This is a genomic window from Prauserella halophila (assembly GCF_024171895.1).
Taxonomy (GTDB): Bacteria; Actinomycetota; Actinomycetes; order Mycobacteriales; family Pseudonocardiaceae; genus Prauserella; species Prauserella halophila.
On record NZ_JAMTCQ010000009.1, the window covers coordinates 834262 to 855464 of the forward strand.

22 protein-coding genes are annotated in these 21203 nt (G+C 67.0%); 8 read left to right on the forward strand and 14 right to left on the reverse strand.

Annotated elements, in window-relative coordinates; genetic code table 11:
• Positions 1–216: 216 nt before the first annotated feature.
• From LY41_RS10080 to LY41_RS10090, 3 genes are all read right to left on the reverse strand, one after another.
• Positions 217–1650: a phytoene desaturase family protein gene (locus LY41_RS10080; protein WP_301296810.1), complete on the reverse strand. Its 1434-nt coding sequence runs from the start codon at positions 1648–1650 to the stop codon at positions 217–219.
• Complete coding sequence (locus LY41_RS10085; RefSeq protein ID WP_253863604.1) at positions 1635–3458, reverse strand: DUF3556 domain-containing protein; 1824 nt, start codon at positions 3456–3458, stop codon at positions 1635–1637. Before LY41_RS10085 ends, LY41_RS10080 begins: the two co-directional genes overlap by 16 nt.
• 81 nt (positions 3459–3539) lie before the next feature.
• Complete coding sequence (locus LY41_RS10090) at positions 3540–5012, reverse strand: class I adenylate-forming enzyme family protein (RefSeq protein WP_253863605.1); 1473 nt, start codon at positions 5010–5012, stop codon at positions 3540–3542.
• A gap of 247 nt (positions 5013–5259) precedes the next feature.
• Here LY41_RS10090 and LY41_RS10095 point away from each other — a divergent pair, with 247 nt between their 5' ends.
• Both LY41_RS10095 and LY41_RS10100 read left to right on the forward strand, forming a co-directional pair.
• Complete coding sequence (locus tag LY41_RS10095; RefSeq protein ID WP_253863606.1) at positions 5260–6519, forward strand: PucR family transcriptional regulator; 1260 nt, start codon at positions 5260–5262, stop codon at positions 6517–6519.
• 221 nt (positions 6520–6740) lie between these two features.
• Positions 6741–7577, forward strand: coding sequence for a 2'-5' RNA ligase family protein (locus LY41_RS10100; protein ID WP_253863607.1), 837 nt, complete (start codon positions 6741–6743; stop codon positions 7575–7577).
• A gap of 30 nt (positions 7578–7607) precedes the next feature.
• On the opposite strand, the gene LY41_RS10105 is transcribed toward LY41_RS10100, so the two are convergent.
• The 4 genes from LY41_RS10105 to LY41_RS23860 all read right to left on the reverse strand — a co-directional run bounded on the left by LY41_RS10105 (position 7608) and on the right by LY41_RS23860 (position 10900).
• A complete protein-coding gene (locus LY41_RS10105) occupies positions 7608–8282 on the reverse strand; it encodes an NAD-dependent epimerase/dehydratase family protein (protein WP_253863608.1) in 675 nt (224 codons plus the stop codon).
• A 471-nt stretch (positions 8283–8753) separates the two neighbouring features.
• Positions 8754–9317: a GNAT family N-acetyltransferase gene (locus tag LY41_RS10110; protein WP_253863609.1), complete on the reverse strand. Its 564-nt coding sequence runs from the start codon at positions 9315–9317 to the stop codon at positions 8754–8756.
• 766 nt (positions 9318–10083) lie between these two features.
• Entirely contained in the window at positions 10084–10590 is a 507-nt protein-coding gene (locus LY41_RS10115; RefSeq protein ID WP_253863610.1) for a hypothetical protein, read from the reverse strand.
• Entirely contained in the window at positions 10583–10900 is a 318-nt protein-coding gene (locus LY41_RS23860) for a helix-turn-helix transcriptional regulator (protein ID WP_253863611.1), read from the reverse strand. Before LY41_RS23860 ends, LY41_RS10115 begins: the two co-directional genes overlap by 8 nt.
• A gap of 318 nt (positions 10901–11218) precedes the next feature.
• On the opposite strand from LY41_RS23860, the gene LY41_RS10125 reads away from it, so the two are divergent.
• The gene (locus LY41_RS10125) at positions 11219–11881 is read left to right on the forward strand and encodes a class I SAM-dependent methyltransferase (protein ID WP_253863612.1); all 663 of its coding nucleotides are present in this window, start codon (positions 11219–11221) and stop codon (positions 11879–11881) included.
• Positions 11882–11909: 28 nt separating this feature from the next.
• Here the strand turns inward: LY41_RS10125 and LY41_RS10130 are convergent, their stop codons facing one another.
• Together LY41_RS10130 and LY41_RS10135 are read right to left on the reverse strand one after the other, a co-directional pair.
• Complete coding sequence (locus tag LY41_RS10130; RefSeq protein ID WP_253863613.1) at positions 11910–12641, reverse strand: GntR family transcriptional regulator; 732 nt, start codon at positions 12639–12641, stop codon at positions 11910–11912.
• Positions 12638–13363, reverse strand: a complete 726-nt coding sequence (locus tag LY41_RS10135; protein ID WP_253863614.1) for a maleate cis-trans isomerase family protein — start codon at positions 13361–13363, stop codon at positions 12638–12640. The genes LY41_RS10130 and LY41_RS10135 overlap by 4 nt, the downstream gene beginning before the upstream one ends.
• A gap of 159 nt (positions 13364–13522) precedes the next feature.
• On the opposite strand from LY41_RS10135, the gene LY41_RS10140 reads away from it, so the two are divergent.
• Positions 13523–14500 carry a D-2-hydroxyacid dehydrogenase gene (locus LY41_RS10140; protein ID WP_308292238.1) on the forward strand — a complete coding sequence of 326 codons (978 nt, stop codon included), beginning with the start codon at positions 13523–13525 and terminating at the stop codon, positions 14498–14500.
• Between the two features lie 19 nt (positions 14501–14519).
• On the opposite strand, the gene LY41_RS10145 is transcribed toward LY41_RS10140, so the two are convergent.
• Together LY41_RS10145 and LY41_RS10150 are read right to left on the reverse strand one after the other, a co-directional pair.
• On the reverse strand, positions 14520–15740 hold the full coding sequence (locus LY41_RS10145; protein WP_253863615.1) for an MFS transporter: 1221 nt from the start codon (positions 15738–15740) through the stop codon (positions 14520–14522).
• A 23-nt stretch (positions 15741–15763) separates the two neighbouring features.
• The gene (locus LY41_RS10150; protein WP_308292224.1) at positions 15764–16279 is read right to left on the reverse strand and encodes a helix-turn-helix domain-containing protein; all 516 of its coding nucleotides are present in this window, start codon (positions 16277–16279) and stop codon (positions 15764–15766) included.
• 142 nt (positions 16280–16421) lie between these two features.
• Here LY41_RS10150 and LY41_RS10155 point away from each other — a divergent pair, with 142 nt between their 5' ends.
• Positions 16422–17396, forward strand: coding sequence for an aldo/keto reductase (locus LY41_RS10155; RefSeq protein WP_253863616.1), 975 nt, complete (start codon positions 16422–16424; stop codon positions 17394–17396).
• A gap of 152 nt (positions 17397–17548) precedes the next feature.
• Here LY41_RS10155 and LY41_RS10160 read toward each other — a convergent pair whose 3' ends face one another.
• The 3 genes from LY41_RS10160 to LY41_RS23610 all read right to left on the reverse strand — a co-directional run bounded on the left by LY41_RS10160 (position 17549) and on the right by LY41_RS23610 (position 19414).
• Positions 17549–18919 carry a WS/DGAT/MGAT family O-acyltransferase gene (locus LY41_RS10160; protein ID WP_253863617.1) on the reverse strand — a complete coding sequence of 457 codons (1371 nt, stop codon included), beginning with the start codon at positions 18917–18919 and terminating at the stop codon, positions 17549–17551.
• A gap of 136 nt (positions 18920–19055) precedes the next feature.
• Positions 19056–19283 (reverse strand): hypothetical protein, encoded by a 228-nt coding sequence (locus LY41_RS10165; RefSeq protein WP_253863618.1) that lies wholly within the window; start codon positions 19281–19283, stop codon positions 19056–19058.
• Positions 19280–19414 (reverse strand): hypothetical protein, encoded by a 135-nt coding sequence (locus tag LY41_RS23610; protein ID WP_301296812.1) that lies wholly within the window; start codon positions 19412–19414, stop codon positions 19280–19282. The genes LY41_RS10165 and LY41_RS23610 overlap by 4 nt, the downstream gene beginning before the upstream one ends.
• A 218-nt stretch (positions 19415–19632) precedes the next feature.
• Between LY41_RS23610 and LY41_RS10170 the strand changes: the two genes are divergently transcribed.
• Genes LY41_RS10170 through LY41_RS10180 form a run of 3 tightly spaced genes read left to right on the forward strand, consistent with a single transcriptional unit; the run spans position 19633 to position 21199 of the window.
• Entirely contained in the window at positions 19633–19854 is a 222-nt protein-coding gene (locus LY41_RS10170) for a hypothetical protein (RefSeq protein ID WP_253863619.1), read from the forward strand.
• Positions 19851–20363: a DUF6879 family protein gene (locus LY41_RS10175; protein WP_253863620.1), complete on the forward strand. Its 513-nt coding sequence runs from the start codon at positions 19851–19853 to the stop codon at positions 20361–20363. Before LY41_RS10170 ends, LY41_RS10175 begins: the two co-directional genes overlap by 4 nt.
• Positions 20360–21199, forward strand: coding sequence for a helix-turn-helix domain-containing protein (locus LY41_RS10180; protein WP_253863621.1), 840 nt, complete (start codon positions 20360–20362; stop codon positions 21197–21199). The genes LY41_RS10175 and LY41_RS10180 overlap by 4 nt, the downstream gene beginning before the upstream one ends.
• The last annotated feature ends 4 nt before the right edge of the window (positions 21200–21203 follow it).

Below are 21203 nucleotides of genomic sequence, written 5' to 3' on the forward strand. Positions count from 1 at the left end.
AGGTGCTGCATCACGACCCCGGCATCCTCCGATTCAACGAGAACATTGCCCCGGTCGCCTGACCGCGTCAGCAGCCCGACCCGGTGACCTGGAGGAAGGACCCCTCGATGGCCACGTTCGACGGGTGCGTCGAACGTGGCCATCCAAATTTCCCGTCGGGACCGGCAAACTCGGCCAGCTGGTCAAGTGTTGCCGGAAGGCAAGCATCTGCACCGATCAACCATAGCTGTCCAGGTAGCGCAGTGCGGTGCGAGCCGCGTGCGCCCCGCACATCCCATGTGCTCCCGGTCCAGGTGGTGTTGCGGCTGAGCAGATGTACACACCTGGTATCCCCGCGCTGTACGGGTCGAGTGTCGGTCGTGGTCCTAGTATCAGTTGGTTCGCGTTCTTGGCGCCGGTGACGATGTCCCCACCGACGTAGTTCGGGTTGTATACGGCCATCTCGGTTGTGGTCCGCACGGCTTTGCCCACGATGCGGTCGCGGAAGCCAGGCGCGAACCTCTCGATCTGATTGATGATCGCCTCGGTTGCATCTCCGGTGTAGCCGTTCGGGACATGCGCATAGGTCCACAGCGGGTGGACCGTGCCGACCGAGCGCTGAGGGTCGGCAAGGTATTGCTGGCCAACGAGGACAAACGGCCTTTCGGGCATTCGTCCGTGGTAGACATCGCGCTCAGTCGTTGCGATCTCGGTGAAGCTCCCGCCGAGATGGACCGTGCCCGCTAGCCGAGCATCTTGATTGAGCCAAGGGATCCCGTCCTGGACAGCAAAGTCGACCTTGAAAGCCCCGGGGCCGTGGCGGAACCGCTGGTATGCACGCGACACTCGTCGTGGCAGGCGATCCCCGAGGATGTCCGCTACCGCACGCGGCGCGAGGTCGAAGAGAGTCACGTCCGCGTGTGGGAGCTGCGATGCGTCCTCGATGTGAGTGCTCGTCTCGATCTTGCCCCCGAGGTCGGCGAGCAGCGCGGCGAGAGCAGTGGTGATCGACTGCGAACCGCCAGCCGCCACTGGCCACCCGTGCCGATGTCCTGCCGTCAGGATACCCAGGCCGATGGCTGAGCTCAGCGGGCGATGCAGGGGTTGGAATGCGTGGGCTGCTACCCCGCCGAACAACGCTCGGGCTCGCTCGGTGGTGAAGCAGCGGGCGAGGACTGACCCGGGAAGAAGCGTGGGCGCGCCGAAGCGTGCCAGCCGCAGCGGATGCCTCGGTAGCCGCAGCATAGGCCTCATGATGTCTTCGGACAGCGAGTCGAAACCGGCCGACGGGCTACCAAAGAGAAGCCGCCACCGGTCTTCGTCAGCGCCGAGCCCGCTCGCGGTCTGCTCGACCGAACGCCACAACGCGCCGGCATCGGCATTATCGAGCGGATGCGCGCAGTCGATCTCGGGCCACCGCCACGACAGCCCGTAGTCCTCCAAGCCCAGGCCGTTGAGGAACGCCGAGCCGACAGCCATGGGGTGGAACGCCGAGCAGTGATCGTGCAGTAGCCCGGGCAGGATCGCCTCGCCGGACCGTGTGCCGCCGCCAACCTGATCGGCAGACTCCAGAACAGTGACCTCTACGCCGGCCTTGGCCAGCGCGACGGCGGCGGCGAGCCCGTTGGGCCCGCCGCCCACCACGACCGCCGTACTCACGACGCCGCCCATTGGCGGTCGGTGTCCCGGCCCGGAGCGCCGGAGTGCTGCACCGCACTCCTCCGGGATGGACGAGACCATGTCACGTCGAGGGGAATCGGCCCGTTCGGCAGCCACGGCTGTTCGCGCACGGCGTCTGCCACCTTCCACGTACCCCGCTCGATCACGCCCACCGCGACATCGATGACCTTGTAGTGCTGGACCGAACTGTGGATCGCCTGCGATTCGACCCAGACCACGATGAACTCGCCGGGGTCGAAATCGCACTGCTTCTGCACCGCGGCCAGCAGGTCCTCGTTGTGCAGGTGTCCATCTCCAAAATTGAACCCGACGAGCGAGTTGCACGCGAATTCCGCCTCACGCACGGACCAGCGGTCCACGTCGGGGATGTGTTTGTAGAGCAGGGAGAACAACCCACGCCCCTGGCTGTGCATCGACCGCCACGCGGCAGTCTGCTGCATGGTGATTTCAGCGACCTTGGGCGGATAGCCCATCGCTTCGAGCTGCTCGATCTGGTTCGTCGTTGGCCGCTTCACCCTGTTGAGCTTGGCCTCGGCGTCCGGCGCGAAGGCCCAGAGAGCGGACGCCCAGTTGCCCGCGTACTGGCGCATCGATGGCAGGAACGACACCAGATCCGGACGGAGGTTGCCCAGGACAGGGAAGAACATCAGCCCCGCGACGATCCCGGCGGCCAGCCAGGGTGACGACATGTCCCACACGGCGTGACCCTGCCAGTTGGGGAAGCCCAGGAACAAGAACACCGCAGCGTAACCGAAGAGGATGTTCCATTCCAGTGGCACGGCCAGCGGGAAGGTCGAAGTGATGAACAGGTGGAACAGGACCATCAGCGTGACGGCACCCAGGGTGAGCCAGTAGTTGGTGGAGAACAGCAGCACCAGCGGCGTCGCGATCTCGACGAACGTGCCGCCCACGTGTGCCATGAAGTGAGCCAGACCCGACGGGCGAATATCACGTGGGAAGTCTCGGTAATGCGCACGCTTCCCCCATCGGCTCGGTATGCACGGGCTGTTGCTCACCATCGGGGGGACGACGTTCGAAAAATGCCGCCCGAACTTGGACACGCCGGCCCCTACCCACACGCTCACCATGAGCAGTTTGAGCGCAATGACCATGTCCATGAACGGCAGAGTGGTGAAGAAGAGCATCGCCGGCAGGTACTGTTCGCTGCGCACCGCGATGAAGATTGTCTTGTCCCGCAGGCCGATCAGGACCAGCAGCACGATGGCCGGGATCAGCGGGGCGGTATTGACGAGGCCGGTCGTGTTGTCGGGTAACACAGCCGCCAGTGATTCGCTCGGCACACCCGGCTGCAGCACCGCTGCCGTCACCGAGGCCAGGAAGCCGAGGTAAAGGACAACGTCAACGACCGTACGACGATCACCAGAGGTGAAGGGAGCACGACGCCAAGGCCTCAGGCGGATCGTCCCCGGACGAGCCCAGAATAAGATCCCCCCGGTCATGGGTTTGAACTTTCCGGCCAGCGGCCCCCACGACCCGGCGACCCCGACCGCTTCCAACAGAACGGTCCACAACACGAGCTTCTGGTACACGATCGGCTCGTCCCACCAGCTCATCACATCCCAGAACGGGCCTAGGCCAGATGTCCACGTTGTCAACGCGGTCCCGCCAATGATGTAGAAAATCACCAGCTTCACGATGTAGGTGGTGTGGATCATCTTCGGTGAGCCGAATCCGTACTCGACCCAGTGCAGGGCCAGCGTTTTCATGCGCTCGCGCAAAGGCTTTTCCAGAAAAGTCTCGACCTCGACAGGCGGTGCGTCGGCCGTTGTGAACCCCATCGTCAACTCCTTTGGTACATGGGGATACCGCTACCCGTTCACTTTTGGAGCGGCTGAAACAGGTTGCTCGGCGGAGCCAGGTCAGCTCACTACTGCCGAGACTCGTTTTCTGAGCGAAGGCTTGTCGATCTTTCCCACCGGATTCTTGGGCAAGGATTCGATGATCAGGATCTCGGCAGGAACTTTGAACTTGGATACCTTCTCGGCCAGATGGCCCCGGATGTCGTCCTCCCCCAGCGACGCCCCACTGGCCAGGGATATCAGGAGCACGGGCTCTTCACCGAGAACCGGGTGCGAGCGGCCGACGACGGCCGCCTCGAACACGTCGGGCAACTGGTGCACCACGTTCTCGATCTCCTTGGGGTAGATGTTCTCGCCGCCCCGGATCAGCATGTCCTTGGCGCGGTCGACCAAGGTCAAGTAGCCGTCCTCGTCGAGATACCCGATATCACCGGTGCGCAGCCAGCCTTCATCGGTGATGGTCACGGCGGTTTCCTCGGGCTTGTTGAGGTACCCGCGCATCACGTTCTCGCCCTTGATGAGGACCTCGCCGGCCATGCCGGGGTCGACGTCTCGCCCGTCGCCGTTGACGATCCGGACCGACTGCCCTGGCAGGGGCAGTCCGACGGTGCCGGCCTTACGGACACCGCGCAGTGGGTTGAGCGTGCTCGCACACGTGCCCTCGGACAGGCCGTAGCCCTCGATAATCGGCACGCCGAACCGGTCATGGAACTTGGCGAGCAGTTCGACGTTCGCGGGAGCAGCGCCGCACACCGCGAACTGCAGGGAGGACGTATCCGGAGAAACGTCGCTGGGGAGGTCGGCGAGCATGGCGTAGATCGCCGGCACGCCGGAGAAGTACGTGGGACGAGCTCGTTCGACCCGGTCGAAGAACGCCCTCGCGTCGAAACGCCCCGCGATGGTGGCCCGGCCCCCTGCCAGCAGCGGCGACAACGTGCTCACCACGATCCCGTTCACGTGGAACAACGGCAGGATCAGCAGGCTGTGCGCCGCGCTGTCCAGACCGAAGCCCTCGATGACCATCGAGCACATGGCGTCGACGTTGCCGTGATCGAGCATGACGCCTTTGGGGCGGCCCGTGGTGCCGCTGGTGTAGATCAGCAAGGCCAGGTCGGCCGAGCTCGGCATCCATTCCGGGACCGCGACTGGGGTGCTCGAGTGGGGCGCGAGGTCAGTGATCGCAACGACGGAGTGAGGAGCGTCCGCGAGTCGCTCCGGGAGAGTGACGACAACCTTCGCTGCGGAGTCGTGGAGCTGATGTTCGACCTCGTCCGCGGCCAAGGACGGGTTGATCGGCGTTACGGTCGCGCCCAGCCGCCATGCGGCGAACAAACCAACCACGAATGATGTGCTGTTCGGCAGCATGATTGCCACCACGTCACCCGCCAGAATTCCGTGGGAGCGCAGGACACCTGACGCGATTGCGACCGCGGACGAGAACTCGGCGTTCGTCAGCTCCACGGCATCGTCGGCGATTGCCGGACCGTTGGGATCTTGCGCGGCGCGCATTTCAGGCAAATCCGGGAGGTTCATGAGTACTTCCTGGTGACTTCGTCGTGACCGTGGCTTATCGAAGATACGAAGACACCTGTGAGGCGCACCATGTCTCGTCATGATGAAGAATCACGTCGGCTTCGTCTCCCCGAAACAACAGTGAGACGAAGCGAGTGTGACCCCCGCGAGGAACCGCGGACCGTCCCCGGTATAACTGCTGGTCACGGCAGTGCAGGCCGCATGGTTCAGTTGACGCGGGACGACGTCCTCAGGCTAATGTTGTCGGATGGCGACAGACACGGAGCAGGACGTGGTGGACCGGTGGGTCGCCGTCGTCGCAGCCAACCTCAACAGCCGCCTCACGGTGGAAACCCTGGCGATCAAGAGGGTTCTGGAGTCGAGGATCGACGAGCTCCGAGGCGATGTCCGGCTGCTCGAACTTCTCGGCGCGAGTATCGAAGGCAACGTCGACACCATCCTCCACACGCTTCAGCACGACATCGCCACGGAACACTTGGAAGCTCCCGCTGCGGCCATGGAGTACGCGCGGCGCCTCGCCCAGCACGGAGTGCCGGCCACCGCGCTCGTCAGGGCATATCGGCTCGGGCAGCGAGCACTGCTCGACAGTGCCTTGAAAGAGCTCGAAGGCACCGAACTCGAGGCGAGCTTGCGCCTGTCGGTGGCGCATCGCATCTTCTCGGTGGTCTCCGACTACATCGACTGGATCTCACAGCAAGTGGTCGACGCCTACGAACGCGAACGCGAACGGTGGCTCGCGAACCGTAGCAGTGTCCGCACTGTGCGCGTTCGCGAGCTCCTCAACAACGAAGACGCGCAGGCCGGAGGTGGTGAAGCTGAGCTCGGGTACTCGATGGCCCAGCATCATCTTGCCTTGATCCTCTGGTTCCCCGACACCGGCAGCGAGCGAATCAATGACCTCGAACGAGCCACCCATGCGGTCGCAGACTGCACCGGAACTCAACGACCGCCCCTGTTCGTTGCCTTCGACCGGGTTTCCGGATGGGCATGGATCCCACTGGGTAAAGGGGCCGTCATCGATCACCCAGCGCTGCGCAAGTGCGTGACGGAGCGTTCCGACGGCCTCTCGATCTCGGTTGGCACTCCCGCTTACGGCCATGCCGGGTTCCGCGAAAGCCATCGTCGAGCCCAACTCGCGCATGACATCGCAATCCGCGCGGACCCCGACGAACGACGTGTCTCGTTCTACGACGAGCCCGGCCTGCCGACGATCGCTCTTCTCAGTAGCAACGTCGACGAGACCAGGAATTGGGTCGCAGAGGTACTCGGACCACTCGCGGCAAACACCGACAACGCTCACCGGCTCCGCTGCACATTGCGGGAGTTTCTTTCGAGAGGATCGAGCCACAAAGCCGCGGGCGACGTGCTGAACCTGCATTACAACACGGTGAAGTACCGCGTGAAGAAAGCAGAACAAATGCGCGGACAACCCATCGGAACGGACCGTCTGGACGTGGAAATCGCTCTCCATGCTTGCCAGTGGCTGGGCACGTCAGTGCTCAACTGAGCCAATCGAGAAATTCTGATAAAGATTCCATGGATTCATAAATTCCCAAAAAGGGGCAGCATTCTAATCAATAGGAAACACAACTGCGGACAAGTGGAGGTCCTGATGGCTTCACCTGCTATGGAACGTGAATGGCCCGTGGTCCCTTCGAGTCGTACGGCTACGCCCGGGTGGCCGCGAACGCAGCGACCGCCTACGTCCGGCCGGGCGACACACCACGCGTGCTGCACGACACCGGCGACATCGATCCCGCCGTCGAACCCGCGGATTCCGACTGGAGCCGGGCTTGGGTCCGGCTCGACATTGCCACGTCCGTGCTCCGACAGCAGGACGCGGCCGTTCCTCGGAGACAGGTAGGTGTGTACCGCATGGGCACCTCGTACAGCTCGACCTTCCCGGTCAGTCTGCCGACGGACCCCGATGACCCTGCCGGCGTCGCCAGGAACGATCAAGCCGCGTTCGATCAGCTCGATCAGATGCTGTGCCACTGGGACCGGCCCCATCGGCGCTCGTATCACTGGATGGTCACTCTGGACGACGAGCCTCACGCCGTCGAGCTGAGCCAACAGTGCCAGGCGGTCCTTCCGGAAGACGGCCTGGATCTCATCCCGCCGGAGAGCTTGCACCTGACCGTGCGGCGCTTCGGGTACGTCGATGAAGTCCCTGCTGGCACGCTCGACACCGCGGTCACCGCCGTCAGCGAGTACTGCCGGACAACCAGGCCTTTCCACCTCCGCCTGTTCCCTCTGGCCGGCTCACCCGGCGCTCTTCGCTTCAGCGTCGCCCCGTGGTCGCCACTGCTGTTCCTGCACCGAGCAGTGTCCGAGGCCTCCGGCTACGACGACGTCGACCCGCTGACCCTGTACCGCCCGCACGTGGGCATTGCCTACAGCAATCGGGTGCAGCCACCCGGCCCGTTCATCGCCGCCGCTCACAAGGCCCGGCCGGTGCCGTCAACCGCGATCACCGTTACCGAGCTACGGCTGGTCGAGCTGTACCGAACCGACCACCAGTACCGATGGCATGTGCTCGAACGCTTCTCGCTCGCCGGAGCGTAGTGAACCGGTAGGCGCCGATTCCGACGACCGTCACTGACTGCCCGACGCCGCCTGCTCGACCCCGTGCACGCCGCGTGAACAGCGCACAGGAAGCAGGTGCGGGTGCGGATCACCGGGTCCGTAGACGTTGAACAGGCGGGCGACTACTGCCGTGCAGTGGCCGAGTCGGTGCGCCTGGTCCTGCAACAGCCGTTCGCCGAACAGCTTGGACCAGCCGTACACGCCTTGCGGCTCAGGCGGATCATCCTCGCCATGCGGACTCTCGTTCGCGCCGTACACGTCGGCGGTCGAGGCGAACACCAGCCGTTGCGGCGGGTGAACGGCGCAGGCATCCAGCACGTGCTGCGTGCCCAGCACGTTGATCGCCAAGGTTTCGGCGGGCGCGCCGTCACAGGCCGGAATGAAGTGCTGCGCGGCCAGATGCACCACAGCCCACGGGTGTTCGGCTGCCATGAGCTGTACCAGTTTCGAACGCTGGCGAATGTCGAGCACGTGACGCTGCACCTCGGCGCAGTCGGCGAACTCGTCGAGCCGGTGCAGCGTGCCCGCGCTTCCGTCGTCGACCGCCACTACGCGGAAACCTCGTGCACGCAGCAGCCGTACGACGGGTACGCCGATCAAACCGGCGGCTCCCGTGACGAGCACAGCCACCGCACGTATCGAGGTTCCTGTCGACGCGGAGGGAGCGGCTGTACCAGGCGGCATGTCGTGTACCTCCGGGACCTGGAATTGGGTGTCGGGTATCGAGGACGGCGGAGCGGTGTGCGGTCGGGCTGGTTACAGGCTGTTCTTCAGAGCGTCGAGAAGTCGTGTGAGCAGCTCGGGAGTTGGCTCTGCCCACCCGTGATGCAGTGGCGTGTCGACCACGCAACGAAGAGGTTCGGTCGGGATTTCGTCCGCTAGATCGCCGGAAAAGACCCCGATCCGGTCCGCCCGATGCCGGCTGTCAGATGTCACAAGGAAGCCAGAGGGAACTCGAAGGGCGGCGCGCGATCGTCGGCGCTCCCGGCTTTCCACTCGGAGGCAATGCCAGAAGCGCCGTAATCGCCTGTGTTCTGTTCACGCTGCGTGCACGGGTCGGGCAGTCGGCGATTACCTGTTCACGACGCTCCGGCGAGCGAGAAGCGTTCCAGAACACGGGCACTGGTGGTATGCCACGCGGCTACTGGCGTGGCCTCAGGCCTGGAGGGCGGTCCATTCGTCGGCGAGCAGCGAGTAGAGCACTGAGTCTCGCCAGGCGCTGTTGGTGAAGACGTGATCGCGCAGTACGCCTTCGCGGGTGAAGCCGATGCGTTGGACGACGGCGTGGCTGGCCTTGTTCTCAGGTCCGATAGCCGCCGACACCCGGTGTCGTTGCAGTGGTCCGAAGGCCAGTTCCAGCATGGTGCGGACGGTGTCGGTGGCGTATCCACGGCCCTGGTGGTCGGCGGCGATGGCGTAGCCCAGCTTCGCGGCCTGAACACCGGCAAAGCCGAGACGTGCGAAGCCGACGACCTCGTCGGATGGGCTCTCGCCTTTCGGGGTTACCGCGAGGTAGTACTCCGACCGGGGTTCGAGCTGGGCGCGTTCCAGGGTCCCGTTCAGCATGGCCGAGGCTTCGTCTCGGGTGCGGGCGTCGAACGCGAGATGGGACGTCACGCGCTCGTCGCCGACGATGCGGTGCACGTCGTCGAGGTCGTCGGGTGTGAACTCACGGATCCTGACGTGCTTGCCAACAAGATCGATTCGATGGGTCGTCACTGGGGCAACGTAAGGGGTTCACTGCTGAATGCGTGCAGGTGGTTGTGCAACTCGCCGGCACCTGAACCGCCTGCCACGGCTGTACTGCCCGCCGCACCTGATCGACGGCTGTCACCACGCCGTGGATTCGCTTCGATGACGGCAATTCCAATACGGGTGCGACCGCCTCGGCGGCACCGTCGATCCGGCCACGATGAACCCTCGCGATCGCGAGTGCGCAGCAGGATTGTCCGGAACGGCCGGGCTCTACTAGGCATTTTCAGGAATCAGTCGTGATGAGGTTGTGTAGTCAGAGGTCGACGGTGGCGACCCACAAGGAGGGGGCTGCTGAATGGATGTGTGACGTCTGAGTTCGCTTGCTGATGTGCAGGCGTGGAAGGATGCGACTGTGCCCAGGCCGTATCCCCGTGAGTTCCGTGAGGATGTCGTGCGGGTCGCGCGTAAGCTACCGCTTGTTGCACGATGAGGTCACCGCCACGGGGTCGCGGTGTCGGACCGGACTGTGTGGAAGATCTGCTCGGACAACGAGTGGTGGTGTGTGTTCGGTAAGAAACGACGGCCGGAGAAGACTCGGCCCGGTTCGCCGGCGCACGAGGATCTGGTGCGCCGTGAGTTCACCGCCCCAGCGCCGAACCAGGTGTGGCTGATCGACACACCGAGCATTCCACCGGCGAGGGCACGGTCTACCTCTGCGGTGTCAAGGACGCGTGGTCGAGCCGGATCGTGGGCTACTCGATCGCCGATGCACACGTCGGTGGATCACGGGTCAGCCTCGGTCCGACGATCGGCGGATTCGCCGATTCCAGAGCACCAGTAGCCCCAAGGACACTCCAAGGCTGAACGCAGCTACGAGGATGGCGGCGAGGGCAGTCACCAAGTCCAACTCGCCGGGATGGATCGCCCGGAGGTATCCACTGAAAAGCACCAGCCACAGACCGAGGGCGAGAACGTCGCGGGGCCGATTGTGCCTCACTCGTGGGGAGTTCCGGGCACTGCTCACCCCCAGCAGGGCGGCGTAGCAGCTGGCCGTGAGAAGTCCTACAAGGAGGACAGCCATGAAGACCCAGATGTAGGGGAGCGCCTCCCCTCCGGCGATCCACAAACTCCCACCGGCGGCTCCCAGGCCGAGGAGGAGGATGACCTGGAGCCCTGCCGCGGCGGCCTCGTTCGACACGTCACGTCGTCGTTCTTCGCTGTAGAGCGGGTTGGAGAGGTCTCCGACCCATCGGATGGCACGCACCACAGGCTTGAGTCGCTGCTCGTATTCACTCATCGGGCTCTCCCCTGCCATCGACTGATTCCCCTCGTGTCCCCGCCTTCTGTCCGGCACGGGCACGCCCGTCTTCCCCAGCTCGATCGGTCGCCTCGCCCTGTGGGGCGAACAACGCCTCCACGGTGGTGTCCAGGTATCGAGCCACTGCCAACGCCAGATACACCGATGGCGCGTAATCATCCCGCTCCATTGCCACCACCGTCTGCCGGGCTACCCCGGCAGCTTCGGCCAGTTGGGCTTGGGTGACCTCAACGGCCCGGCGTACCTGACGCACCCGGTTGTTGCGATCGCTGACGGATGTCTGTTCCACGTGCCACTTTGTCCAGCGAGCTCGACAGAATGTCAAGCAGACCTGTCGTTCGCGGATGCCCTTATGGCTGGCTCGAGCGGCTGCGGGGAGGTGTCCCGGCTTCCGGGCCGGCTGTGAAGCGACCAAGCATTCGCATCTCACGGCGGAGGGCTCCGTGATCCGGTCTCGTGAGGTGATTCGGCGTCGTGAGGTGCTCCGAGGGTCTGCGCGGACCCCGTTCGGTGGTGTCCGCGTCGTTTCGGTGCACCGGCGGCCGCTATGCTTGAGCCGGTCCGTCCGGGCCATCCCGACCGGCGTATTCGCTGGTCGGGACCCGTTGTGAGCTTTGACACGAAGCGGAAGGCCGAGGTCGTCACGGATGGTGTGGTCATGCTCGATTCGTTGAAGCGCTCGCTGCCGCCGTTCGTCTCCGCGGCCGTCCGTAACCCGAAGGCCGTCGGTGCCGCTACGCCGAGTTCGCGTGCGCTGGCCGCACGCATGGCGTCGGCCGTACCCGACACGGTTGCCGCGCCGACCGTCGTGGAGATCGGTGCGGGCACCGGTGCGTTCACGCGGGCGGCGAGCGAACGCGTGTCCGGCGGCGGCCGCTACATCGCCGTCGAACAGGACGAGCGCATGGCGGGCCACCTCGAGCGCGACAACCCGAACGTCGAGGTCGTGAACGGAGACGCCGCCGAACTGGGCAAGATCCTCGCCGACCGCGGCGTGACCAGCGTCGACGCGGTGCTCTGCGGCCTGCCGTGGTCGCTGTTCACCGTGGCGGAGCAGCGCCGGATCCTCGGCGAGATCGCCACGGCGATGGCGCCGCACGCGGTGTTCACGACGTTCGCCTACGTCCACGCCGCGCGGATTCCGGGGTCGAAGCGGTTCCGCGCCGAGGTCGAGGCCGTGTTCGAGAACGTCGAGGCGCAGCCGCCCGTGTGGCGGAACCTGCCGCCCGCGATGACCTATCTCTGCCGAGGCGTGCGCGGCGAGGGCTGAGGCGGACCGGCCCGGCGGTGTCGCCGCGTCAGGCCCCGCCGGGTTCGGCGCTGTCGCCGGGCTCGGTGCCGCCGGGTTCGGAGTCGTCGCCGGGGTCCGGCGTCAGTCGGCGTAGCGCGTCGGCCATGTGCTCGTCGAGGAGTCGGAGCAGTTCCGGCTCGTCACCGGCACGGACGGCTGCGATGATCGCGTGGTGCTCGGCAACGCGCACGTCGGTCTCGTAGTCGTCGGTGGGGTAGGTGTGCTGCAGCGCCGTCAGGCACATGCGGGTCTCGATCATCAGCGTGCGGGCCATGCGGCGAAGCCGGGGACTGCCGGAGGCGTCGATGAGCGCCTCGTGGAACTGCAAGTCCGCTTCGGACAGTGCGGTCGGATCGCCCTGGGCGTCAGCGTCGGCCATCCGTGCCACGGCCTCGTCCAGTACCGCGGCGATCGCGTCCCGTTCGGAGGCACGCACGACGAGCGTTGCCGCGGCGCGCTCCACCGCCGATCGCGCGGCGTAGATGTCCTGGATGTCGCCGGGTTCGAGGTCGACGACGAACAGACCGCGGTGGCGTTCGCTGCGCAGCAGGCCCTCGGACACGAGCCGCTGCATCGCCTCACGCAGCGGTCCGCGGGAGACCTCGAACCGGGAGGCCAGTTCGGCCTCGCCGAGTTGCATACCCGGAGCCAGCGTCCCGGCCATGATCGCCTCGCGCAGCCTGCGGGCGATGATCGCGGCCGTGGATTCCCGGTTGACCGGTTCGATGTCGGCGATCATCGGCGCCCGCCGGTACGCAGCAGCGTGCCCAGGCCGTCGTAGGTGCGGGTGACGCCCGCGATCTGCAGGCCCTCCCACACGGTGACCTGGTTGGCGGTCAGGACGGGTTTGCCGAGCCGGCGTTCGATCTCGTCGACGAGCGCGAGGGTGCGCATCGCGGTGTCCGGCACAACGAGCGCGTCGGCGTCGGGGTGGTCGTGGCTGACCGCCAGCTCGACGACCCGCTCCGGCGGCAGCTCCCCGACCTCGGCGGCGGTGTCGATGTCGGCCGCGGCGGCCGACACCACGTCGATCCCGCCGTGGTCGAGGAAGTCGGCGAACAGTTCCGCCACGTCGTCCGGATAGCTCGCCGCCACGGCGACGGTGCGCAGCCCGAGCGCCCGGGCGGCGTGGACGAACGCCAGCGACGTGCTCGATGCGGGGACTCCGCCCGCGGCCTCCGACAGTCCGGCGGCCTGCTCCGCAGCGCCGTCCCAGCCGTAGACGAAGCTGCCGCTGGTGCAGGCCCAGACGACGGCGTCGGGTGTGTGCTTGCCGAGCAGTGCGGCGCCCTCGGACAGCCGGGTGGGTGAGCCGAGGTCGAGCAGCTCGGGCACGGCGTGCAGGTCGGTGCCGTAGATGTGTTCGACGGGCAGTGCGGTGCCGTCACCGAGCATCCGTTCGGCCAGTGGGTAGTCGTCTTCCGCGGCGTGATCCGGGTAGACGAAACCGATCGTGGGCACGAGGCACCTCCTCGGCGTCCGTGGGGTCCACGGTGGACACGACCGACGGCCACTGCCCGAGTGACGGCGGCTGCCGGAGTGGCGGCGGGTGGGCTCCGAGGCACGCCCGGATTGTTGACAATCATACGACCCAGTCCTAGCGTGTCAACGGTGAATGCGGTGACCGAGACCGGCACACCCGTGCTGGCCGTGCTGACAGGTGACACCCCGCCTCCGGACATGACGGCCGTCGAGCAGCAGGCCGAGGTCCGGTACACCGATGCCGCCGGGCTCGCCGACGCGGTGCGCGGAGCCGACGTGCTGTTCATGTACGACTTCCTGTCCACGGTGCTCCCGTCGGCGTGGCATGCCGCCGACCGGCTGCAGTGGCTGCACATCGCCGCGGCCGGCGTCGACCCCGTGATGTTCCCGGAACTGCAGGCCAGCGACGTCGTACTCACCAACGCGCGCGGCGTGTTCGACGACTCCATCGCCGAGTACGTACTCGGCCAGGTGCTCTCGTTCGCCAAGGACATGCCGCGCTCGCTGCGCCTGCAGGACGCGCGCACCTGGCGTCATCGCGAGACCGAGCGGATCGGCGGCGCCTCGGCGGTCGTCGTCGGCACCGGTCCCATCGGCAGGGCGATCGCACGGTTGTTGCGTGCCGCGGGCCTGCAGGTGTCGGGTGCGGGCAGGCGTGCGCGGTCCGGGGATCCGGACTTCGGCACCGTGCACGCCACCGACCGCCTCGCCGAGTGCGTGGCCGACGCCGATTACGTCGTCGCCGTCGCACCGCTGACCGAGCAGACGAAGAACATGTTCGACGCGGCTGCGTTCGCGGCGATGAAACCGTCCGCGCGGTTCATCAACGTCGGCCGTGGCGAGCTGGTCGCCACCGACGACCTCGTCGCCGCGCTGCGGTCGGAGACGATCGCCGGCGCCGCGCTCGACGTGTTCGACACCGAGCCACTGCCCGCCGACCATCCGTTGTGGACGATGGAAAACGTGCTGATCTCCCCGCACATGTCGGGTGACGTCGTCGGTTGGCGACGCGAACTCGTCGGCGTCTTCACGGACAACTTCCAACGGTGGCGCACCGGGGACGAGCTGCGCAACGTCGTGGACAAGCAGCTGGGCTACGTGCCGTCCGGCAGCTGATCACGCACGTGACGTGTGATCAGCTCCCCGGCAGCCGTTGGAGCGTGCGTATCTGCCTGCTGGTCAGTGTGAGCAGGGTGACGACCGCCAGCACGGCCGCGCCACCGACGAGCGTCGCGGACCTGCCGAACTGTTCGGCCAGCGGCCCCGCGGCCATCTCGCCGATCGGCAGTGCGATGAACGAGCCGAGCATGTCGTAGGAGTAGACCCGCGCCAGCCGGTCGGGCGGGATGTTCTCCTGCAGCGACACGTCCCAGGCGATGGTGAACTGTTCGATCGCGATGCCGGCCAGGAACATCACGGCCATGAGCGGCACGAGCTCGGGCAGGTGCGCGAGGAACACGAGCGGGACGGCCTCGACGAGCGTCACCGCGACCCCGATGCGCAGCGCATACCGGGGGCGCCACCGGGCGGCGAGGAAGCCGCCCGCGAACGCTCCGGCGGTCTGCGCGGCGAGGACGAAGCCCCAGCCGCCGCGGCCGATGCCGTCGTCCGCGATCGTGGGCCCGAGCACCACGAGGCCGCCGGATACGACCGCGTTGACCACCATGAACTGCAGCACGACGAGCCACACCCACCGGCGTGCGGTGAATTCGCGCCACCCTTCGGCGAGTTCGCGCAGCGGCGACCGGCGCGTGTCCTCGCCTGCCGACGGGGCGTGCACACCTCGGTAGGCCACCGCCGACAGTGCGAAGAGGGCCGCGTTCGCACCGAGTGTCCATCCCGGACCGGCGGCCGCGACGAGCACGCCGCCGAGCGCGGCCCCGCCGATGCGCCCGGCGTTGGCTGCAGCGCGGACGAGCGCGTTGGCCTGGGTGAGCAGCGACGACGGCACGGTCTGCGGGGTCAGCGCAGCCGCGGCGGGCAACGAGATCGCCGACACCGCTCCGTTACCGACACTCAGCGCGACGAGTAACGGCACGCTGGCGAATCCGTAAAGGACACTGGTCGCGATGGTCGCCTGGGTCAGCGCGGCCGCGACGCCGGTTCCCTGGAGGATCACCGCCCGTGGGAACCGGTCGGCGAGGACACCGGCCAGCAGCAGGAACGCGACGTTGGCCAGTGACCGCGCTCCGACGACGAGGCCGAGCGCTGCGGGTGAACCGGTGAGGTCCAGCACGGCGAAGGCGAGTGCGACCGGCGCGAGCGCGTTGGCGAACTCGTCGAACGTGCGGCCGAGGAACAGATTGCGAAAGTCCGGCAGGCGGAGCGGAGCCGTCAACCCTGCGGATGCCGACAAGGGCTCCCGGGATGGTGTTGCCGTCATCGCTGTTCGAGCCGGAACAGCGCGACCGTGGCACTGATCCGGTGGGTGCCGGGCGTGCGGGGAGGCTTCGCGTGGGTGTGCAGCAGCTCGCCGAGCTCGTCGGCCAGCGCGCGGGCACGTTGCCACACCCGCTCGTCGACCCACACCTCGGCGTCCGTGGTCGCGTACTCGGCGCCCGGCCTCCGCTGCGTGGACCTGCGTTTGAGCTCGTCGGCGAGGGTGCTGAGCAGGATGCGTTCCTCCTCGGGCTCGCGGTCGAGGAACGGGCCTGCGCTCGCCGGGTCGTGCCGGTACCGCTTGGCCCGGCCGCCGCGGATCACCGTTTCTCCTGCGGGTTCCACCAGTCCGGCCGCGCGCAGGCGGCGCAGGTGGTAGCTGACGTTGGCCTGCTTCTCGCCCAGCTCGCGGGCGGCTTCGGCCGAGCTCATCGCCGCTCCGGTCAGCAGCGAGAGCAGCCGCATGCGCAGCGGGTGGGCGAGTACGCGCAGGCGGTCGAGGCTGTCTTCGGTCACGAGGCGGCAGTCTCCGGGCGTGCGGCACCGACTGTCAAATAGTTCTTTTGGGGTCGGCCGTTTCCCGGGGAGCGTCTATTCCTCTCGCCGAGGTGGAGGACCTCACGGTGCGTGTGCTGGCCGTGCGGGGTAGTCCTGGGGCATGCAGACGATCACATTGGGCAGGAGCGGCCTCGACGTCTCGCGCATCTGCTTCGGCACGTGGCAGATCGGCGGCGACTGGGGTTCGTTCGACTCGGACGCGGCGATCGAGGCCATCCGGCAGGCCCGCGAACTGGGCGTGACGTTCTTCGACACGGCGCAGGCGTACGGCTTCGGTGCGTCCGAGGAACTGCTCGGCAAGGCGTTGCGGCCGGACCTGGACCGCGATCGCGACAGCGTCGTCGTCGCGACGAAGGGCGGCATCGAACCGGGCAGCGACCGGCCGCGGAAGGCGACGCGGGAGTTCCTGCGCAGCGGCGTCGAGCAGAGCCTGCGGCACCTCGGTGTCGATCACATCGACCTGCACCAGGTGCACTGGCCCGACGAGCAGACGCCTGCGGAGGAGACGGCTTCGGCGTTGCAGGAACTCGTCGACGAGGGCAAGATCCGCCACGCGGGAGTGTCCAATTACGACAGCCAGCAGCTCGCGGCGTTCGACCGCACCCGGCCCGTGGAGACGCTGCAGCCGCCGTATCACCTGCTGCGCCGGGACATCGAGACCGATCCGCTCCCGTACGCGCGGTCCCACGACATCGGCGTGCTGGTCTACAGCGCGCTCGGCAGTGGCCTGCTGACCGGCTCGCTGACGGCCGACGCGACGTTCGAGGACTCGGACTGGCGGTCGCGGTCGTCGGCGTTCCGGGGCGAGAACCTGAGGCGGAACGTGGCCGTGGTCGAGGAGCTGAAGGAGTTCGCGGCGGGCAAGAACGCGAGCGTCAGCCAGCTCGCCATCGCGTGGACGTTGGCGCAGCCGGGCGTGCACGTGGCGATCGTCGGCGCGCGCCGGGCCCGCAACATCGCCGACAGCGTCGGCGCCGCGGACCTCGAACTGACGGCAGGCGACCTGGCGGAGATCGAGCGCATCACCGCGGCGGGCGTCCCGGTCACGGGAGCCAGCCCGGAGGGCATCGCCTGACCCGCAGTAACCACCCGTTGCTGCGGGTTGCTGCTACTGGTTGCCCCCAAGGGCACCTTCGGGGCGCTCAACGCCCCGAAGGTGCCCTTCGGGGCACGTCGCCGGACGTGGGGGTGGCGCGGGCGGTTACTGCGGGTGGACGGACGCCGGGGTCAGCGGGTCGCCTTCTCCAGGTCCGTCAGGGCCGTGTCGAGATGGGTCAGCAGGCGCTGCAGGTGGGGGACGTTGCGGCGGCAGCCCGTGATGCCGACGTCCAGGTCGTCGCCGGAGTTCGTCAGCGTGATGTTCAGCGCCTGCCCGTCCAGCAGCACCGACGCCGGGTAGATGCCGTCGAGACGCGCGCCGTTCCAGTACATCTGCTTGTGCGGTCCCGGTACGTTCGAGATCACCAGGTTGAACGGCGGGCGCGTGTTCCCGGCGACGCCGGGCAGCGGGCTCGCCGCGAGCGGAGCGACGTTCAGCGCCGACAGCAGCAGTGCCTGCAGTGGGGTGAGTTCGCGGAACAGGCGCTTGGCGTCGGCCGTCGACCGCGCGACTGTCGCCAGCCGCTCGTCCGCGTCCTGCAGATCCGTGCCGAGGTTCGCCAGCAGCGCGCCGATCTGGTTGCCGGACGCCTCCCCGGCATCGCCGCCCGAGCGCATCGACACCGGCACCATCGCCGTCAGCGGTGCGGTCGGCAGCGCATGCCGTTCGGTCAGATAGTCCCGCAGCGCGCCGCCGCACATGGCGAGCACGACGTCGTTGCGGGTCACCCCCGCGGCGGAGGCGACGGCTCTGACCCGCTCCAGTGGCCACGACTGCGCGGCGAACCGCCGGGCGCCACCGATCGGCACGTTGAACATCGTCTTCGGAGCTTCGAGCGGCAACGTCAGCGTGCGTTCGCGGAACGCCTCCCGGGCGATGGACAGTGCCGCACCGGGTGTCCCCGCGAGTTGCCGCGCAGTTCCGGCCGCCGTGTGCAGCATCTCCATCGGGTCCGGCGCGGCACGCGGGGGACGGCGCCGCGACTCGCGTTTGCCCCACGGCGGCGGACATGCGCGGTCGTCCGGATCGTCCGACAGCACGCCGGTCACCTGCCGCAGCGCGGACACGCCGTCCATCGCCGCGTGGTGGATCTTGCTGTACAAGGCGAACCGGCCGTCGGCCAGTCCTTCCACGAGGTGCACCTCCCACAGCGGGCGATGCCGGTCGAGCAGGGTGCTGTGCCAACGGGAGGTCAGTTCGAGCAGCTCGCGGATGCGGCCGGGTCCGGGAAGGGCGGAGTGCCGGAAGTGGTAATCGAGGTCGAGGTGCGGGTCGCGTTGCCATGCCAGGTAACCCGCGGTGTTCACGGGCCTGCGCAGCCGCTGCTGGAAGACCTCGCGGACGGTCGTTCGCTGCAGCATCGTTTCGCGGAGGTCGCGCAGGTACTCGGGTCCCGCGCCGTCGGGTGGGGTGAACAGTTGCAGTCCGCCCACGTGCATGGGGTGTTCGCGGGTTTCGACGGCGAGAAACATCGAATCGGTCACGGGCATGAGCGACATCGGCGCCACCTCCCACGGGTCGGAGACCGCCGCGCGGAGCGTGCGGTGGCAGGAGTGTACGCACCGGTGCCGGTGTCAGGACCATTCCGACGGGCCTTGAGGTCGGGGATTTCCACCGCGCGCCGGGCGGGCGGAGTCAGCGGGCGTCGATCACGATCCGGACGGGGGCGGCGCCGTGTTCCAGTTCGGCGGCGCGTTGGTAGAGCTCCGCGGACATGCCGCCGAGCAGTTCGGCCAGTTCGCGGACGCCGTCGACGGGCAGCGTGCCGCCGTCCTGGCGGCCCATGAGGTCCACGACGGCCCGGCCGAGTCCGGTGTTGACCTGCCCGAGACGTGCGAGCAGGTCGCGGTCGCGGGCGATCATTCGTCGTCCTTGTCGTCCTTGTCGGCGAGGACGTCGTCGTCGGGCTGGCCTTCGTGTGGGTCGTTGGGCGATATGCCGTCCGCGTTGACGAGGACGTAGGGCAACCTGCAGTCCCCGCTGATCCATCCCATGACGTACTCCCTGTTGTGGCCGTGTCCTGTGGTCGCGTTTCAGCGTGTCGCCCTGGAGTAAGAAATTTGAGAAATATTGGCGCGATACCCTCCAGTGGAGGATGTCGAGGGAGGCTATGGGGGTGAGGTTCCTGCGCAGGTTGACTCCATCGTTGGTTGTACTGTGCTCAAATTTCTCGGAGTACATCGATGATGTGCTCATCAACCAAGGAGCCCAGATGAAGATCCGGTACCTCGGCACCAGCTCGGAAGAGGGCAGCTGCCCGACCGTCTATGAGACTGACCGCGACACGTTCCTCGTCCAGGGCAACGTCGTCACGGACACGGCCGCGCTTGCCGAGCTGCGAAGGCACAACAACGGGATCCCGGAGTGGGAGACCGTTGTCGAGATCCCCAAGGAGCTGGTACGCCACTTCCCGCAGGAGTCTCGCCACGTATGAGTCCGATGGACGAACTGAACGAGCTGTTCCGCAGCTTTCGCCACAGCTCGTGGCGGTGGGAATGCCAGGGTGAGTACGCCGTTGACGAGGCGAAGTTGCAACGGTGGCGCGACGGCTTGCCGCCCGACCTGGCGGCCAAGCGGCCGTGGCTCGACTTCATCGGAGGTCTCGTCGCCGACGGTAAGACGTGGCAGCGGGTGCGGATGCTGACCGAACCGCTGACCGAGTACCTCCAGTGGATGCTGGAGAACACGCAGACGAACGTCGATGCGGGCGAGGACATCCGGTGGATCGAGCAATCCACGGCGCAGCAGCTGGCGATGCCGGACTACGATTTCTACCTGTTCGACGACCGCCTCGTCGCGATCATGCGCTTCGACGATGACAAGCTGCTGAGTCGGGTCGAGACCAGTTCGGACGAGAGTGTCGTCGCCGAGCATCGCGCCTACCGCGATAAGGTCTGGCCTCAGGCCCGCCCGCACACCGATGATCTCGCAGGGACCTCTTGACCGACACCAGTCCGCGCCGACTCGCACTCGGTGACACGTTGCGCCTGTTGCGCGGGTCGACAGGTCTGTCGGGCAAACTGCTTGCCGAGCAACTGGGGTGGCAGGCGTCGAAGATCAGCAAGATCGAAAACGCCCGGCAGGCGGTCACCGACACCGACATCGTGGACCTCGGTCGCGTGCTCGATCTGGATCATGAGCAGGTCGAGGAACTGCGCGACGAATTGCGCGCGATCCGGCTCGACGAGGCCCGGTGGGCCCGGCAGTTGCGCGTCGGGCACCGGCCGTTGCAGGAGAATGTCGCGCGGGCGGACCAGACAGCCGACCGCATCGGTGTGTTCTCGTTGACGCTTGTCCCCGGACTCCTGCAGACCGCCGAGTACGCCCGGCACGTGTTCTTGTCGTTGGCCGAGATGCACGACTCCCCGCGCGACACCGACGAGGCTGTCCGCGGCCGGATGGACCGGCAACAGGTCCTCTACGACGAGTCGAAACAGGTCGAGCTGCTCATGGCGGAGTCCGCCCTGCACTATCCGGTCGCTCCGAGGAACGTCATGCTCGGCCAGATCGACCGGCTGATCACGGTGCAGGGGTTGCCGTCGTTACGGTTCGGGATCATCCCGCTCGGACGCCGGCTCCCGGCTGTGGTCGCACACAACTTCGTCTTGAAAGACGACGCCGTCACGGTGGAGCTGATCAATACTGAGTTCACCACGCAAGACGCCGCCGACGCGGCGTTGTATCGCCGCTACTTCGACAGCCTGTGGTCGGTGGCGGCCGAGGGCGATGACGCCAGGGCGATTCTCACGCGGATCGCGTCGGACCTCACGATGTCGTAGGACT